The organism is Streptomyces sp. SID5464, from assembly GCF_009862985.1.
GTDB lineage: Bacteria > Actinomycetota > Actinomycetes > Streptomycetales > Streptomycetaceae > Streptomyces > Streptomyces chartreusis_D.
In genome coordinates, this window is record NZ_WWIQ01000078.1 from 14,711 (window position 1) to 31,647 (window position 16,937).

Genomic DNA, 16,937 nt, shown 5'->3' on the forward strand with positions numbered 1-16,937 from the left:
CGATCTACAGCGGAAAGTGACTGCCGGTCTCCAGCCGCACTTGAGACCGGCCGGTGGCGCCAAATGCTGTCATTGGTACTGCCGCGAGGTAGCTGCCGATCGCGTCTGGGTCGGCCGCCCGGGCATGTGCCAGCTCACGTGTCTCGGCCAGTACCTCGATGAGTTCTGGTGTGTCGAGCCGTGCTCCGTAGCCGGCGTCGAGGTCGGAGGGGACAGCCAGGAGGATCGCTTGCTGGGCCCTGGCGGCGGGCCCATTGAAGCCGAATGTGGCGGTGGTGACCTGGTCTGAGTTGGGGGCGGTCTCGCTCCATGCATCGAGGAGACTGGCCGCGATGCGCTGTCCTTTGGCCCACGCAGGTGAGCCGACTGTATATGCGGCGACGAACCGTGGCATGGCGTCCCGTTGGCTGCCTGCCTCTTGGCGTCGGCGCCGCAGATCCTCGAGCGCAGTAGTCTGCCAGGGGTCTCCGGGAGAGCTGGTCCAGCCGGTGAAGCCTGGGAAGTCGCCCCCGGCGTAGGTGGCCGTCAATTGCAATGCCTCTACGGCGGCCAGCCTGGGTCGCACGGCTGCAGCGACGGTGAGCCATTCGGTATCCAAGCTCGGGTCCGGGGCTTCGGTGTGCAGACCCGCTGCCTGGGCGAAGTCCCCCGCATCGATGCCACTGAGTACGGCGAGCTGCCCACTGGGGGCTGCCAGTTCGGCGATCGCCTGTCCGAGTGGCTCTTCGGTGTTGGGCGCCGGGGCGGCGTTGAGCCTGGCACGCATTGCCTCCTCGGCTCGCTGGGCCAGGATGACGGCCACCGGTGTCAAGTCCGCGACGATGCCTGGGTCCTGGGTGAGGAGTCGGTACAGGGCACGGGGATCGTTGTCGTCTGCCAGGGGGGTGACTCCCCAGCGCAGTGCCCGGAACAGCGCCTGGTGAAGTGCCGAAGCGTCGCCCCCAGCCCGCGCGGCGGCGAGTTCATCAATCAACCGCTGGGCGCTGTCGCGCAGCGTCGTGTACCGGGTGCGGAGGTCGGCCAGAACGCCGGCATCAGCGGTACGGACTTCCTCGGCTTGCGCCGAGGACATGACGGACGGGGCGATATCGCGCAGGAACAGTGGCGTCCCGCCTAGTGCCTGGACCACGTCTCGGGCAAGTTCGTGCCGGGACCGGCCGCTGCCGGACAGTTTCACCTCCGGCTCGGCACCCAGAGCCGCCCGGGCCAGGTCGTCGAGCTGTTCTGAGGACAGGGACAGAGTGTCGGCCGGCTCCAGCCCCAGCTGGTTCAAAGTGATCTGGTTGCCATGGGGAGCCTGCCAGGTCCAAGTGGTGGCCTGGCCGACCAGGGCAGGCAGTGCGTCGGCGACCGATGCGTCGGCCAGACGGGCTGCGGGGATGGCAGGGTCCGAATCATTCGGCGCTGGCTTGTACGGGATCACCGCGACCGCAGCGGTGCTGAGCCCTTCGCCGTCCAGCGGCGTCTCGGTGAACGCCATGGTGGGGGGCTTGGTCAGTCCGGCGGCCGCGTCCATCGCTGCACCGGCCCGGTCTGCTTGACCGCTGACGACCTGGTGCACCGCTTCAGCGACGAGCAGGTCCCCGTAGGTGTCGAGCACTGCCTGCAGCTGTTCTAGTTCGGTGCGCTGTTCGGGGGTCGTGCCGAGGGGTGGATTCGGGCCCAGTAGGCCAGCCAGTGCGTCCGGGCCGTGGCACACGCGGCCCAGCTCGGCTCGGCCGGTCCGCATGGGGTATTTCTGCCGCAGGACATCGATGCGGCTGGTTGCCTCCACTACTGGACCTTGTGGCGTCCGGACGCCGATGATGTGCTCCACGCGCCGGCCGAGCGCCTCGTGCACGTGGCTGCCCAGGCGCACCTCCTCTGCCAGTTCCTCAGCGGTCCGGATCTGCCGCGAGTCGAGCTGCATCGACCACAGATCGGGGCGGCTGGGTTCCTCGGCGTGCTCGGTGATGCTCTTGTCCCGCAGGATCGCGGCGGTGAGCGCCTGTGCATGCGAGGGTGCATGCAGCAGGCCCCCTTCGGTGGGGCCCGGCGTTCCCAGGAGCGGGCCGTCGACCCAGCCGTACACACCGAGGCGGAACCGTGACTCGGGGCGGTCGCGCAGGTGCTCCAGTCGGCGGGCGGCCATGCCGGTCAGCCATGGGTCGATCCGGTGGGTGGCAGTGTCCAGGGTGGCGCGGAAGGCTCGCTCCAGCTGCGCGAGGACCTGTCTTTCAGGAGGCCAGCCGGCGATCTTGGCCAGTCGCTCCAGGCCGTCACGTACGGTGGTGCGCACCTTGCCGGCCGGATGATCGTGTGAGGCCTGCGGATCGTATTCATTGCTGAGCTTGGTGAGCACAGTGGGCTGGCTGGTGTCGCTGATCAGCGGCTCGCGAAGCGGCGCCGGAGCTCCTGCTGCGCTTTGGGCGGCGGCTGCCGCACTGAGCACGCTGGCGTGCAATGCGAGGCGCACCAATAGGCTGTCGGGCAGCACCCCCCGCCACATCTCGTAGACCTGATCATGCCGGTGTCCGTACTCGAGCAACGTCGCCAGCAGCCGGGCGATGCCGGCCTCGACGGTCATCACTGGAACGGGTTTGCCGTTCTCGTCGTACTCGATGTGGCCATCGTCGTGTTCATAGAACCAGTGGGGCCAGATGGTCGGCACCACCAGCGGGATGGCGAGCGGTTCGGGGCTACCGCCGGTGACCATCTGGCGGACACCTGGTGGCTCGGTGGGGTCGCGCCCGAGCAGCTCTTTCACGGGTGAGAAGGTGCTGTGCACCCAATCGTCGAAGCGCTGTTGATCGAAAGGGGCCATACTGCCGTACAGCGCAGCCCACAGCTCGACGGCGAGGAACGGGCGGTAGGCGTATCCGGCCGACACTCCATCCCGGCTGATCAAGTCCAGCAGCCGAGCGGTATTCGCACCGACTGCGGTGCCGGCGCCCCGTGCTGTGGCCGCCCAGTGGGCCCGCATCGCTAGGAGCGCCTGGCAGAGCCGCGGCTCCCAGCTCGCGAGGGGATCTTCGTCGGCCGACACCTGCCAGCGGAGTTGCCCGCCTCGCCCCATGGCGGCGACGGGCAGGAGCCCGTAGGGCTGTTGGTCGATCCGTAGGGGCGGCAGCGGCCCCTCCGGGCGCAGATTGCGGGCTGCCCAGGCGGCGATGCCGTCTGCGTCGTCGACGCAGCCCCACAAATCGCGTAGCTGGTGTCCCCACAAGGCTGGCCACAGCGCGCGCACCAGGGTGGCATCGAACCCCTCGACCACTGGCGCGAGCGGCATGGCGGGCAGCTTCGCGCCGTACCCTGCCAGCGAGCAGGTCAGGATGCTCTCATCTGGCGCGTGGCCAGTTTGGTGCAGGCGGTCTTGGGCGACGCGCCGCCAGAGCGCCGGGTCCTGGCCCAGGCTGGCTGCCTGCGCCCCGTCGACGGCGTTCGTGGGCGCCCCCAGGGGGAGGGTAGCCATCTCGCCGGCCTCGACCCGGGCCCGGAAGTGTACTTCGGGCGCCTCGTCGCCGATACCGATCACATACAAGGTCCGAAGATCGTCCAGAGACCGGTCGGGCGGCAGCGGAACCTCGACGCCCAGGCCAACGTCCTTGGCCGCCTGCCAGGAGACCCACCACCGATCGCTCTCATGTACCGGATCGGCGTCCGGACCGGCACGGCGCGTACCGATCACGTCGAAGCGGAGCGCCGCGCGATCCACCTGCGTCGTGGCGGCAAGAATGGGTTGCTCTTCGCCGAAGGCCAGCCACACCTCCAGTCGCTCGGGAAAGCCGCCGACCCGGTTGGGCTCGGGAGGTACGTCAGCGACCTGAGCGGTGTTGACGGTGACCGTGTCGCCGAGCCACTTCGGGTAGCAGGCTCTGGCCAGCCACGCCGCCCGGCCGGGGCCGACCTGCGTGCACAACGTCTCCCAGGCTCGCTGGCCGACTGGGGTGTCGAGCCAGTAGGGGAATGGCCAGAGCCGCTGAGCGTTGGTGAGGCCGGCGTGGATCGTCTGCCACATGGCGGCCACCCTGCTCGCCTCCACCGGCTTGGGCGTGGGGTCATGGCGCAGGATCGAGGCCTCGTCAGGAATGATGCGCAACCACAGCTGCCGATCATCGCCGTCGGGGGGCACCAGGGTTTCCAAGCGGGCCGGCAGGAGGACTGCGACGTCGCGTTCCAAGTACGGCCGCTCCTCGCCGGCGGTCGCCAGCCACCGAGCATGCGCCACGCCGGCCAGTTCCTCAAAGGGCAGATCGCCGCCGGCGGCCGCCCGCAGTGCGGGCACCTCCGCCAGACCGACGCGTTCACCTTCCGCGCGGCGCTGTGCGGCGACCCCCGCCACGGCCTGGGCAGCCGAGCCCGTCAGCGCCGGGGCCCGTCCAAGCGCCAGCAGCGCAGGGTCGGTGGCCATCATGTCCATCAGTTGAGGCCCGCCGGGCGGAGGCAGCGTCGCCAACCGCGCCAGCAGCGCCAGCTGGCAGGCCCGGTCGGTGAGGTCCCGTGGTGTGGCAGCCGCCAGACGGGCGGATTCGGACGTCAGCGACTCCAGTTGTGCCCCACCACCCGTGGCGAGGGCTTCGTCCAGCAGCGCACGACGGCGCTCCACAATGGTCATGGCCGCAATCCCAGTTGCTCGAGGTGCGGACCCGAGATGGCCACTCGGGTTCTGCGGTCGATGGTGGCGAGCGCGTACGCCGCACTGTGTGCGGCCGAGGCGCCCAGGAGCTGGCCGGTCTGGCCATCGCGGGCCCGGAATCGCAGCTCCGACGGCGGCTCATCGAGCACCAGCCAGTACTTGCTCAGCTCGGCGGGTGCGATGTCGAAGGCGAAGAATACGATGTCGCGGCCGAGCGCTCCCTGGAACGTCGGGCCGATATAGACCCGCTTGTCACGGTCAGCCGCGGACATTTTGAAGTCCGGCGTGGCTGTGAGGACAGCGTCGTCGGCAGCAGTGCCGCCTGGTTGCGCCTTCACCAAGTACACCTGCGTCGCCGGGTATCGCCAGAACAGGTCCGAGCGGAAGGCGATGACGAGGTCTTCCTTGCCCGTGGTGTCGCCCGGGTGCAGCACCTGGTGCTGCAGGCCGCCGATGATCGACTTACCGTCCCAGTCGGCGATGGGCCGGATCTCCGCCACCCTCTGGCCAGCTTCGAAATCGACGTGCCCCCAGAACATCAGCAGCGGCGTACCCGTCCGGTCGGCCGGTACATTGCGCCAGTGCAGTTCAGCCAGCAGCTGCTCATTGAGGCCAGCGAGGTAGGCGTCGATGAACGCCGGGTTGGTGCGCAGCGCCACCACGGAATCGCAGGGCATCCGCTCAACCCCTGGCAGAATCCATTCTCTCGCCCGGTCGCGCAGAAGCGTCCAGGTGGGAAAGTCCAGTCCTACCGGCACTTCCGGTGGGCGTAGGTCACCGATGGTGAGGCCGCCGATGCGTGACTGGATGCGCCGCCAGGCCGGCGTGTTCGGCCCGTGCGGGTCGACGGCCGCTGTCACCACGGCCGCGAAGTGGTCAAGGTCGGCGGGCCGGCAGCGGTCGGGCGGCGGCGCGCCGAGAAGCCCAGCGAGCGTCTCCCGGAGTCGGCCGATACTGACCTCCTGATCCTCGACCGGGGGCGGGGAAAAGTGTGGCTCCCAGCCAGTGGCCAGGACGCATCTGCGGGCCGCGGCGACGAGCAGCTCCCGAGTGGCGACTTCGCCCTGGTGGTCGCGTAGGAGAATGATGTGCAGCTCGCACGGTTCGTACTCGGCTGCGATCGCCTCGGTGAGCTCCCACACGTCACGGAAGAAGCCGTCGTCGATGAATCGGCCGGTCAGGTTGGCAATGGCCTGCTCAGTCCGTGGCCCCAGCGGTCGAAGGTCGAGCATGGTCGGGTCCTCGGCTGGCATCAGGCCGAGGGCCTCGCTGAGGCCGTCTGCGTGCGGTAGCCCTTCCACCACCCGCCGGGCGGGCCGCGGGCAGCGGTTCGCCGCCGCGACGAGATCGTCGCGGCCGACGACGCCTGCGGCGCTGTGCCGAACCCAGGCCGTGCTGCGACGCAGGGCGCGCCGCGCCGCCGAGGAGAACAGCGCCGCATCGAGCGGACTGTCTGGGCCCGTGACAGCAGACAGGGCAGTACTGCTGGTCGTCGCGCGCATCCGCCGCATCAGGGGCGCGAGCAGGTGCACCTGCCGGGCGGGCTCCGCGGGGAGCTTGCGGCGCCACAGCGACTGGGCGGCCATCAGCCCGCAGGCCAACCCTTCGATCAGATGCGCAGCCAGGCGTACTCCGCCGAGCTGCTCGAGCGCTGCGTCGAGCAGCTCCTGCTGGGCCTCGATGCCCATCCAGGTGCCAAGCCCGGCAGTACCGCGCAAGCGCGGGTCGCCATTGAGCGCCGCTCCCCAGGTGGTGGCTTCCGGATCGGCAGCCCAGGTGCGGCCGTAACGGGGAGGCCCGACGACCTTACGGCCGAGCGGGTCTGTGGCTGCGAGGCCGGCAACAGCCAGCTGATAGGCGGTCAGGTCGGCTTGAGCGGAGGCCTCGTCCGGCCCATCAGGCGTCCCACCGAGGCTGGTAATGGCGCCGCGCACTTCCAGTTCGACCACCACAGGTCCTCGGCGGTACGCCAGCGGGGCGCGTCCCAGACCCGGCACCTGTGCGGGCACGATGGCGAACGCCAGGGTCTCGAAATCCCCTGCCGGCCCGGTCCAGAACCGCCAGGAACGGAACGCCGGCAGCGCCGCGGGCACCCGGCCCTGCTCCGCATCCCAGGCGAACTCGCCTTTCTCGTTGTAGGCGGGCACCAGCGCAGCCACGTACGCGGTGTCGGGCTTCAGCTCCCGAGGGGAAATGAGCCGCGACAAGCGGCGCACCCCGTCGTCGTGCACGTGGGCCCAACGATGAGCTTGGACCGGTGGGTAGGCGTCGAACACCTCCCGGCTGCCGACCCGTAGCAACGGCCCGTCGACACGTACCTCGTCGGCGGTACCAACCAGCACGGCCAGCCAGGGCGGCAGCTGGTCACCAGACGCCCGGCGGGGAGTATAGCGCCACGGCATGTCGGGATCGGCGAAGTCAACGTGAACCAATTTGGTGGCCTCGACATCGCGGGCCAAGTCGCCAGGCACTGTACGAAGCACGGCGCGCTGCGCCAGCCCGCCTACGTCGTGCGGGCCCATCAGGTGGAAGCCGACGCTGCTGGTGGCGGTTTCGCCGCTGATGTCGTCGCGCAGTGTCAGCGGCAGCTCGCCCTTCAGGCGGCCGTCGACCAGGTCGCCGGACGACACGAGGCCGTAGACCGACGAGCGCTGCCAACTCAGAAACTGCACGCGCACCACTTCCCACGGGTCACAGCGCCACCGCCACATCTGCGCTGGGGAACGCGCTACCGGCACCGGACTGGACGAGCTGGAAGGCCTGGAACGGGGTCTCATGGGCCTGCTTCAGCGTCCCGTCAGGCGCGTAGACGTCCGCGGTCTCGGGAGCAACCGTCACCTTCGCCGAACCGGGATCGATGGTCGGCGTCATCGTCCGATCGTTCAGGGCCGCGTGCAGCGCTTTTGTGAGGTAGGCCTTCGCCAGTAGGTCGGTCAGCCGGAGGCGAGTGGGCCGCTTCACAAGGTCAATCCGTTCGGTATATGAAACGGCCGTCGGAGCCACAGCGTCGGCCGCTCCACCAAGCCGCACCCCGGACGGCAACTCAGCGAAGGCGGCGTTGTTCAGCGTCTGGGAATCGCGGAGGTCGAGGTCGGTGAAGGCACCCGGGTTGAACCAGTCACGCTCTTCGCTCACTTGCCATTCGGCGGGAACTTCGATCCGCAGCTGGTGAGCGCCATCGAGCGGAACTCCGCCGAGCCGGCGGATCAGCGTATTCAGCGGCGCCCGCTTCTGCTCCCAGACAAGGCTGCCCTTCGGCGTAACCAGCACACCTGGGACCACTGCCCGGTCCGGCCGCAGTAGGACCGAGGGGTCCTCTCCGCCGACCCGCAGGTTGCTGGCCCGCTTCAGTTCGTCTGCCAGGTGCTGGACCGGGCTGGAGATCGGCTGGACACGCTCCGCGTCATGGCTACCCAGCTCGAACGTGGCGCTGCCGGACACCGAGACACCCAGCCGCTTGACTCGACCCTTGGCATAGACCACCAGTGGTCCCGGACCGCTGATGCGTCCTGTGATAGCGACGCTGGCGAACGACAGGCCGAGAGCCTCCACAGAGAAGCCCGCGCTGAAGGTGGCCTCAAAGTGGAACGGCCGGAACTGCAGCAGCGCGTCGAACACGAAGTGGCCGTGCGCGCTGAGCGGCCCAAGCTCCACGCCTGCCTCAACCCGCGCTCCCGCCTGGAGAGTGTTCGCGGTGAACGCGAGATACATCTCCAGGCGTAGGTACGCGTGGGCGACGACGTTGACGTCCAACGAAGCACCAACCCGGTCCAGTCGCGGCAGGTCCAGCGGACCGGGGTCAAAACGTGGATGGAAACCGCCAACGCTGAACAGCACATACGGGTTACTGCCGTAGTCAAGCCGGAATGCCATGCCGCCAGCCAGCCGGAAGACACCAAGGGCATGCGAGCCAACCAGCACGGCGTCCAGAGAGATACGCCGACCGGCGAGGTCAACGACGCCGAGCACGTCCATCCGCAGGTAGAGCAGCGCCGCCCTCTCACTGATGCCGATCAACGCTCGGATTGACCCAAGGATCATCACCCTGGACGGCCCAGGCAGCTCGATGATCAGGCCGAGATCGATCCGCACGATCGGCGACAGCCAGCTGATCTGCACAGTCGGGCCGACCAGAAAACCCCCGTCGGCCGATGGAAAGAACGCCTCGAGGTCGCCAAGCAGCGCGGGCGCGTTACGCACCGGGTCCTCACAGAACAACACGTTGCCTGCCGCGCCGCTGGCGAGCCGCTCTCGTAGCAGGTCGATTTGGGCCCGTCGGTTGAGACCGATCAGGCCGCCCAATCCGGTCAGGGCAAACCCGAAGCCCAGCTGGATCCCCGGAGTGAAGCGGGCGCCGAGCACCGCGACGACGGACGTGCGGCCGGTGACCTGCTTATAGACGGCGTAGGCAGCCGCGTCGAAAAGGGCCAGCCGGAGTCGCAGGGCTCCCGCGTAGCGGTTGGCCGGCGGGTCGAACGCCAGGTACCCCGCTCCGGTCACGGGTCCAGCGTCCAGGCTGAGCCCGATACCACCCGGCGCGCGGAACCCGAACGACACATCCAACGGGCCGACATTCCCCCCACCAGGAGGAAACGCGAGGTTGGCCGTAATACCGACGCCTTCGATGAGCAGCGCCAGCGGACCAAGCATCGTACGGAGATTGACGGACAGCTCCACCGGCAGACCGCTCTCACCCGATGGGTCAAGGGCGACCGTGACGGTCTGCAGATCGACGGGCCCGAGTGAGAGATGCACTGGGAAGGCAGCCCGGAGACCAGCGCCCCCGCGCAGATAGATGCGGCCTTGTGACCATCGGATAGCAAGGTCCAGATCGGCTTGGACCAGATCCTTCGGGATCAACGCGCTCAGCAGTGCGCCCGCGCCCTCGAGGTTGAGCACGAAACGCCCGCCGTGAACAGCCAACTCCAGCACCGGCTCAGCCTGGGCCGAGCCGCTCGCAGCGTCCCAAACCAGTTCCGCGCGTGCCGCCGCTGTGACGGACGCGACCTCCAGCCGAGACTTTCCTGCCTGTCCGAGCAGCACCACATGGGTCTGCGGTGGCACCGCGGTGATCGTCGCCTCAGCGCTGACTGCGCCAGCTACATGCGGCGCTCCAGGCGGCGGCGTCACCACTACACGTCCCGGCGGGACCAGTTGAACACTCAGCCCCGCGGGCAGCTCCGGGCCTGAAGCCAGCCGCACCCGCCAGCCGGACTGCTTGAGGGGAAGATCGAAAGTCTGCGCGGCTGGGAGCGCGATCCGCAAACCACCGCGCAGCCCGGGTGGACTCGTACTCGCGTCCGCCGTGACCGTTCCGCCGAGCAAGTCGAGCAAGGGACCCGATGGCCCGTCCACGAGCACAACAGGCAAAGAAGCCAAGCGCCCCGCCTCGCCAAGCTGCGCCAGCAGCGCATGGCCGTCGAAGGCAGGGTCGCTCCACCCATAGATCGTGCTCAGGTACTTGCCGGGTGAACGGAGCAGTGGCCCCAGCCGGTCGAGCCGTAGCCGCCGCACGACGTGGGTCGGCCGTGCCGGATCATTGGGAACGCCCTGTTCGCGGCGTCTCTCGATCAATCCGGAAAGAGCCAGCCCGTTCAGCAGGCCCCGCGTGGTCCGCTCGAGATGGTTGACCACCATCAACTCCAGCATGCGCCTGGGCAACTCCGCGGCGAAGGCAGCCACTTCACTGGCAGGCATGCTTGGGAACGCTGGTGCAAGGGTGGCCAGCCTGTCGCCAACCGCAGTCAGCCGGTCGCGGAGCATGGTGATTCGCCCGGCCAGAGCAGCGGTGTGGGCGACGATGGCCGCGTTGTCGTCGGTGACAATCGCCGCCGTCAGCTGCTCCACCAGGCCGGGCAATTCCCCTGCCGTGTCGCGAGCCTTGCTAACTGACGTACGCCAAACTGGGTCGTCGCGCACCTGCGGCGGCAGTCCCAGGCCAAGGTCGGCGAAGAGGCCATCGACTTGTTCCGGATCCAAGGCCATACGAAGCGGTGCCAGTGCCCCTGCCAGGCCGCGGCACAGCAACGCCAGCGTGCCCGCGCTCATGACCGCATCCGACGGAGAAGGCTCAGGCGGACGGCGTGACTACTCACCCTGGTGCTCCGCCGGGACGGATACCTGCAGTCGAATCCACATCTAGGCCCTCAATCAAATCCATCAACTGCCCATACGTGCGGCCGCCAAGACTGACTAGAAACGGCGCCATCCGGTCGACGTCCCGTACCAGCGCCGGGCTGCCAAGCGCCCGCAACGCCTGGACGACTGCGCTGACGTGGTCCGCCCAGGAGCGACCCGCCACCTCTGTCGGCAGAACCTCGGCCTGGCGTTCCGCTACTGCGGCCAAAGCCCGGACCAACTCGGGGCCCTGGCCATGGTGCCAAGCCACGACGAACCGGCGACTTTCCCGCAGCAGCTTGCGGACTTCGGACTCATGCCGCCCGTACAGATCCAGTAGACCCCGCCCGGAGGCTGTGCCTGCAAGGGCGCGGTGTGTCTGGCCCAGCGGAGAAGTGACGGTCGCCCCCCAAATGCTCGGCGGCGGGGTGGCGGCGATCCGGATCTTGAGCCGCTCCTCCACGTACTTGATCGGGACCGCCCAGGTGAGCCCAATCTCGTCCAAAGTGGTTGCACCGCCCGTCAGCAGAGCTACCACCCGCCGCTTCCCGTCGATGACCATGGATCCTGAGTCGCCGCCCGCAGAGAACGCCTCCGCGTCCTTGCCTGTCGACGAGATGAGGATATGCGGCGCCACCGTCGTACCGAAGTATTGTCCTTGCCTGCCATACACTTCGACGCAGCCAACTAGGCCTTTTGTCCAGCCTGTCTCGGCCCCATATTTGTAAACCTCATAGTTGACATGCTTCAACGCCATCTGCACGTCAGGGGGTAGTGTGGACCATTGCGGACCCGGGTTAAGGTGGACGGTGCCAGCCAGTACCACATTATCAATCTTCCCTTCCTGCACTTCCCAATCGTCATTGATCGTCGCAATCGCAGCGTCGACCTTCGGGTCACCCCGGAGGACTTTGGCAACGTCAGGCTCGCAGCAATTCGAGCAGCTGAGCTGCACAACTCGGTCGCCCTTCGTTTCTCCCATTACGTGATGACACGAGAGAAATACGTTCGGCCGTTTGTCGGGTGGCACCCCCTCGGTTCGTGCGGCAATGCCCAGCGTGCCGATGTACTTATCAATGCCTGGGATGATGACGGAGGGATATGCTCGGATCCGACTACCGCTTGTCACCAGCTTGCTCTGAGGCTCAGTCTGACGCTTCGTCACCTCGACGATGTGAGTCTTGACCCCGTCGTACTCCGAGCGGATGACACTTCTGATAGGTCTCAAGCCGGGCTGCGGATCCCCATACACAATCACCCAGATGGCCAGCTCTCCGGTGGGCCTACCATTTTCTACCTTGCCGCCCAGTCCGACCGCGAGCACCCTGGTGTCCAAGTCGATAATTTCATTCTCCCTGGCGCGCTTAACGAGCAGTGCCTCCTCGTCACTGGCCATGGCACTCCCTCAAACGTGATCGCCTGCCCACTTAGAGTAAGTCACATGGGATGCGCAGCGCAGACGAATCGCCGGTCGCTGGAGCACGGTGAAAGGTGGCGCGGGTGTCGGCTGCTGCTGATGCATTGCGAATGCGGCGCTCGCGTACGCCGCGGTCGGGCACCGTTTCAAGAACCGGATGGACGCGCCCCGCGTCCCGCGGGTGGTAACGCTCGGAGGGGGGTTTGTTGGTGTATCGCGCGCTTGCTGGCCTGGTGTGTTGTGGGTTCGTTGAGAGCGGCGGGGTGCGAGGTTCTAGCGGGTGGTTCGGGGTGTGAGCTGGGGTTGTGTGCTGAGTGGGACTGGGCTCGTTGTGGGTTTCGCTAGCGCGTAAAGGCTCGGTTGGTGTTTGTGCTGGTCAGCGTTTCTTCCTGGATGCCGCACAGCCTTGCCAGGACCTGACGCCCCGCAGCGTTCAGCAGGACGTCCGCGTCGGCACGTGCGCCGCCCACGCCTTCGTGCTGGGGCCGGTAGTTGCGCCACTTCCAGTGGGACCGCAGGGCCTTGGTCTGCGGTCCGTAGCGTGTTGCCAGGCGGCATATCAGTGACGACGTCGTCTCCCCGGCGAAGGGAGCGACGCTGAAGACTCCGGCGGGCCGCGGGACGCCCGCGTGAGGCGGTGTGGAAAAGTTGATCACTCTGAGTCCCAGCCTTCTTACGAGGATGCGTCCTGCGTGGCTGCTGCGGCGGCCGGTTCGGGCCGCCGCCCCGCAGCGTGTTCTAGCGGTCGATGATTTTGTGGAAGAAGAGGACGGCGCCGGCGAAGGCGGCGCCACCGGCCAGGACGGCGGTGGCGGCGTCTTGCTGGACGAGGTAGGTCAGTACACCGGCGCCGGTGGCGACGAGGACACCGAGCATCAAAACGATGGCACTGCGCAGGCCGAGCAGGGGTCCTTCATTGCCCGGGGCCGGGTTGTGCGGTGGGTGGGGTCCGGCCGGTGCCTGCTGGTGGGAGGGAGCCTGCGAGGCTTGGCCGGGGGGTGCGCTCACGTCGATTCATGCACTCCATTGTGCGAGCCCCCACTGACACCACGGCCTCACTCTGTGAGGTCACAGGGCTCTGTGCCGCAGGTAGCGCGCCTTACCGGGAGCCAAGCACGTCGTTCTAGAAGCTGTCGTGGGCGTGGGTTCGCACAGTCGGCAGGGCGAGCTTGAGTGTGGCAAGGCGTTCTGCAGGGTCAGGGCCTTCGGCGACGATGCGCGTCAGGTCCTCCACGGAGTAGCGGACAACGGTCGGCAGGCCGGCGGCCTCGACCTCATCAGTGCTGGAGAGGTGGAACCCGCACAGCCCGCACAGGAGACCTTCGGCCGTCAGCTCCATGTCGAACAGCGGGGAGTCCTCGCCCACGGCCAGGAACAGAGCGGCAGCTTCCCGGTCGCAGGCGGGGCACTGGCTCAGCGTCTGGAACAGCGCCTTTCCTGGACCGACCTCGACCACTATCAGCCCGCGCTCACTCACCGCCTGCGCGGCACCCTCGACCGCTCCGTCCGGGAGGTCAGCGAAGCGCGTCCGGAACCGGTGCCGGGCCTGGTCCATCCTCAGCCGGACGGCCTTCTGCAAGCGGTCTGCCCTGTCGTCGAGGATCACCTGGACCGTGTCCGACCACGACTCCCAAAAGGCTTCGCGGTCCCGCTTCACGTGCTGCAAGAGCTTGTCCACGGTCGCCGTGAGGACTCCCAGGTAGTCCTCCACGTCCTCTGCACCGAGGTGAGCGACACCGTTGCGCAGCTCGATCAGGCCATCGAGGTCAGCAGCCTCGCTTTTGGGCTTCTGCGGGAGAACGTCCATCTTCCGCAGCCGACCGATCGCTGTCGACGCGCCAACGGTCTTGAGCCGGGCCGGCGGTTCAGACACCGCTCCCGCGAAGTGCAGCAGCATGTCGTCCTTGCCGTTCACCTCGGTGAGCAAGGTGGGATGGACAAGGACCAGTGCCGCCTTCGCCAGGCGTTCGACGCTGACGCCAGCGTGTAACAGGAAGACCTCCTGGTCCTCTTCGGCGTGGGCTTCCATCGCCAGGCGCGCGAAGCGCTTGGCACCTTCGTAGAGACGATCGAACGTGACCGGCGATTCCATGACCGGACGGTACCGACAGCCGCTGGCAGGGCGGGGTGCATTTTCAGGGCGAAGCCCACCCTTCGACAGCCCCACCCCCGCCCTGACCACACGATCGGCTAATCCTTACGGGTGACGGTTTGTCAGTCCTGCTGCGTACCGTTCCGGTTCATCACGACTCAACCGCGCCATGGTGGCGCCTGTTGCCCAAGGCGGTGACTTGATGAGCCTGACCTCCGGGATTCACTGTCCACGCACCCCGCTGCGCCGGTTCCTTGACCGTGAACTGTCGGCCGGTGCCCACCCGCTGCGTAAAAGCTTCCGGGCTCGGGACCACAGCAGCCAGATCCTGATGCCAGGACCAGGCGTCGGCACAGAGGCCGGCAACGTCGGCACCGCAATCGACTACCGGCTCCGCCTGGCATTCACCGCCGCCGAACCAGTCGACCACGTCGCCCGCCTCGGCATCCTGCTCACCGGCTCCTACGAATCCGACGCACGGCAACGGATGCGGGACGTGGGCGAAGAACTCATCGAGCGCCTCCCGGAAACGGTCATGCGTCTGCAGCTCGACAACCGAGAGCTCCCGATGGACCGCGCCCATGATGAGGAAGAGGACCTGGCCCGCCTGCTGATCGCCGCAGCCTGGTACCAGGTCAACTACCGCACCTCGATCGGGTTCGCCTTCACCCCGCTGGCCATTGCCGCCCGAGAAGACCCCGGCGCCTTCACCCTGGACCGGCTACTCCAGCTGCCGCACCGCGACATGGTGGCCGACGTCGTCGCCCAGCTCTACAAGGCCGCCGACGGTCCGCTGGACGCCCTGCGGGCCCGTACCCGGCCCAGGGACTGCACACCGGCACCCACGTTCCCCACCGACCAGATCAGCGTGGACGCCGACCTCGCCGTCGACGGACTGCTGCTCGACTTCAAGAGCACCCGGTACGCCCGCACGCTCCGCCAGGCCGAAGCGTGGCAGCTGGCTGGCTACCTGCTGCTCGACACCGCCGACCAGTACCGGATCGACAGGGTCGGCCTGTACCTCTCACGCTCCGGCACGCTCGCCATCTGGTGGAGGAGTACCTGGACCTGCTCGGAGCCTGCCGCCGCGAGATCCCCGCCTTCCGCGCCGCGTTCACCGAGCTGCTCGAGGACTGCACGGCTGACGTCGAACCGTACGAGCAAGAGGAGGAAGACCGGGTGCGTGACCTGCTGAAGCGCCTGGCGCCCGTCGCCGCCCCAGGCCAGTGCCTGGTGTGCACCCAGCCCTGCCCCGCGTCCGGGCGCCGGCCCCGGGAGTTCTGTTCCTCCTGGTGCCGCGGCCGCGTCAGGTTCCTACGCAACAGGGGCCTGCTGCCCGGCGGCCCGGACGTCTTGCTCCCTCGGCCGCGCCAGCGACTGGATCTGCCCGACGACGCGGAGATTGTGAGTCTCACACCCCGTTTTCCCCAGGTAGACGGAGTGAGCGGTGAGGTAGCTGCTCGCACCCCGCCTCCGTACGCTCACCGGCCCGGAGGACGATCAAGTCACCAGAGCCAATGCGCCCGCCGCTGACGGACCCTGCCTTCAAATCAGCGCACACAAGCACCATGACCGATCTCGAGTGCGATGCCGCGAGGATCGGCCAATACGCGTACCTGGCGCAGATGTGCATCGGCATCCACGCGGGAGCGCAGGTCGTCGTGGAGTTCTGTAAGGCTGGCACGCACCGCTTGGTCCATGGCCTCTGTGTACTCGGGTTCGCTGCCCGCTACATCCATTAGGGAACGATTCCTTCCTGAGTGATGAGGCGCGCCAGGGCCGTCCTGGCTCGCTTCAAGTTCTGCCGTACGTTCGCCGCCGGAACCCCGAGGGCAGCGGCAGTCTCAGAGGGTGTGCATCCGTCGTATGCGAATGCGAGTACGACGCGCTGCTGCTCTGGCAGACGGCTCAACAGCTGAAGGACTCTGTGTCGCTCGACCAGATCCGCGTCGTCTCCTTGCGCAACCACAGCATCCCCACCCACATCAGCAACGGGATGTTCACGGCTCTGGAACACAACTTTGGACCACATGCGGTGTGCCACGCGCCGTAGCCAACCAGTACGTTCGCAGACCTCCGTCCAGTGCCTGGCCAGTTCGACGAACGCCATCTGCACGGCATCCTCAGCATCTTGGCGGCGGGCACCCGCCGTGATGAGGAATCCCACCATGCGGTGGAACTGTTCTTCGAAGAGGGAGGCGAAGTCGAGGTCGAAGGTGGCGGCAACGAGGTCGTACTCGGCAATCGCCGTTTCAAGCAAGTGCCTCCAGGCCTCCACGCCAGGGTGGCTCCGCAGCAGGTGACGCCGTTCTTGCTCGGTGAGTCCACCCCAGATGCCGTAGGGTTCCTCATATTTCAGTGCGAGCTCGGCGCAGTCGAACCGTACAGAGCACGTCTTGCACAAGGACCTGACCGCTGCGGCGTCGGCCAGCGAGTGCGCCCAGAACATCGACGTGAGGCGTTCGTGCTCCTGATCGCCACGGGCGTCGTACCGGCATGCGGCATTCAGCTGCCACTCCGCCTCCCAGTCGCTCTCGTCGGGCTCAGCCACGGCCGGTTTCCTTCCCTTCCTCGCCCGGCCGGAGGCCGACCTCGATCGTCGTGCCGTGCCGGTTCTCAATGATCCGGCTGCCCGGGGGCAACTGCCGCGTGGCATCGCGGTACACCTCGCGTCGGGAACGCTCCAACTGAACTTT

At 67.5% G+C, this 16,937-nt stretch carries 9 protein-coding genes and 1 pseudogene; 1 reads left to right on the top strand and 9 read right to left on the bottom strand.

Annotation, left to right across the window (positions count from 1 at the left end; genetic code table 11):
* Positions 1-4: 4 nt before the first annotated feature.
* The 6 genes from GTY47_RS39260 to GTY47_RS39280 form a co-directional block, all read right to left on the bottom strand.
* Positions 5-4,594, bottom strand: coding sequence for a hypothetical protein (locus tag GTY47_RS39260; protein WP_010042609.1), 4,590 nt, complete (start codon positions 4,592-4,594; stop codon positions 5-7).
* On the bottom strand, positions 4,591-7,287 hold the full coding sequence (locus GTY47_RS39265; protein ID WP_010042611.1) for a hypothetical protein: 2,697 nt from the start codon (positions 7,285-7,287) through the stop codon (positions 4,591-4,593). Before GTY47_RS39265 ends, GTY47_RS39260 begins: the two co-directional genes overlap by 4 nt.
* A gap of 19 nt (positions 7,288-7,306) precedes the next feature.
* Entirely contained in the window at positions 7,307-10,663 is a 3,357-nt protein-coding gene (locus tag GTY47_RS39270; RefSeq protein WP_050810271.1) for a DUF6603 domain-containing protein, read from the bottom strand.
* Between the two features lie 43 nt (positions 10,664-10,706).
* Positions 10,707-12,128, bottom strand: a complete 1,422-nt coding sequence (locus tag GTY47_RS39275; RefSeq protein ID WP_158688428.1) for a hypothetical protein — start codon at positions 12,126-12,128, stop codon at positions 10,707-10,709.
* 759 nt (positions 12,129-12,887) lie between these two features.
* Positions 12,888-13,157 carry a hypothetical protein gene (locus GTY47_RS40570; protein ID WP_040903498.1) on the bottom strand — a complete coding sequence of 90 codons (270 nt, stop codon included), beginning with the start codon at positions 13,155-13,157 and terminating at the stop codon, positions 12,888-12,890.
* Positions 13,158-13,272: 115 nt separating this feature from the next.
* Positions 13,273-14,241 (bottom strand): hypothetical protein, encoded by a 969-nt coding sequence (locus tag GTY47_RS39280; RefSeq protein WP_010042618.1) that lies wholly within the window; start codon positions 14,239-14,241, stop codon positions 13,273-13,275.
* A gap of 202 nt (positions 14,242-14,443) precedes the next feature.
* Here GTY47_RS39280 and GTY47_RS39285 point away from each other — a divergent pair, with 202 nt between their 5' ends.
* A complete protein-coding gene (locus GTY47_RS39285; protein ID WP_231911026.1) occupies positions 14,444-15,436 on the top strand; it encodes a hypothetical protein in 993 nt (330 codons plus the stop codon).
* Between the two features lie 355 nt (positions 15,437-15,791).
* Here GTY47_RS39285 and GTY47_RS39290 read toward each other — a convergent pair whose 3' ends face one another.
* The 3 genes and pseudogenes from GTY47_RS39290 to GTY47_RS41525 form a co-directional block, all read right to left on the bottom strand.
* Positions 15,792-15,941 carry a hypothetical protein gene (locus GTY47_RS39290; protein WP_158688429.1) on the bottom strand — a complete coding sequence of 50 codons (150 nt, stop codon included), beginning with the start codon at positions 15,939-15,941 and terminating at the stop codon, positions 15,792-15,794.
* A gap of 38 nt (positions 15,942-15,979) precedes the next feature.
* Positions 15,980-16,486 carry a sigma-70 family RNA polymerase sigma factor gene (locus tag GTY47_RS41515; RefSeq protein WP_267880844.1) on the bottom strand — a complete coding sequence of 169 codons (507 nt, stop codon included), beginning with the start codon at positions 16,484-16,486 and terminating at the stop codon, positions 15,980-15,982.
* Positions 16,472-16,897: pseudogene (locus GTY47_RS41525) on the bottom strand (WhiB family transcriptional regulator); the annotation flags it as partial. The pseudogene GTY47_RS41525 and the gene GTY47_RS41515, both read right to left, overlap by 15 nt.
* Positions 16,898-16,937 lie beyond the last annotated feature (40 nt).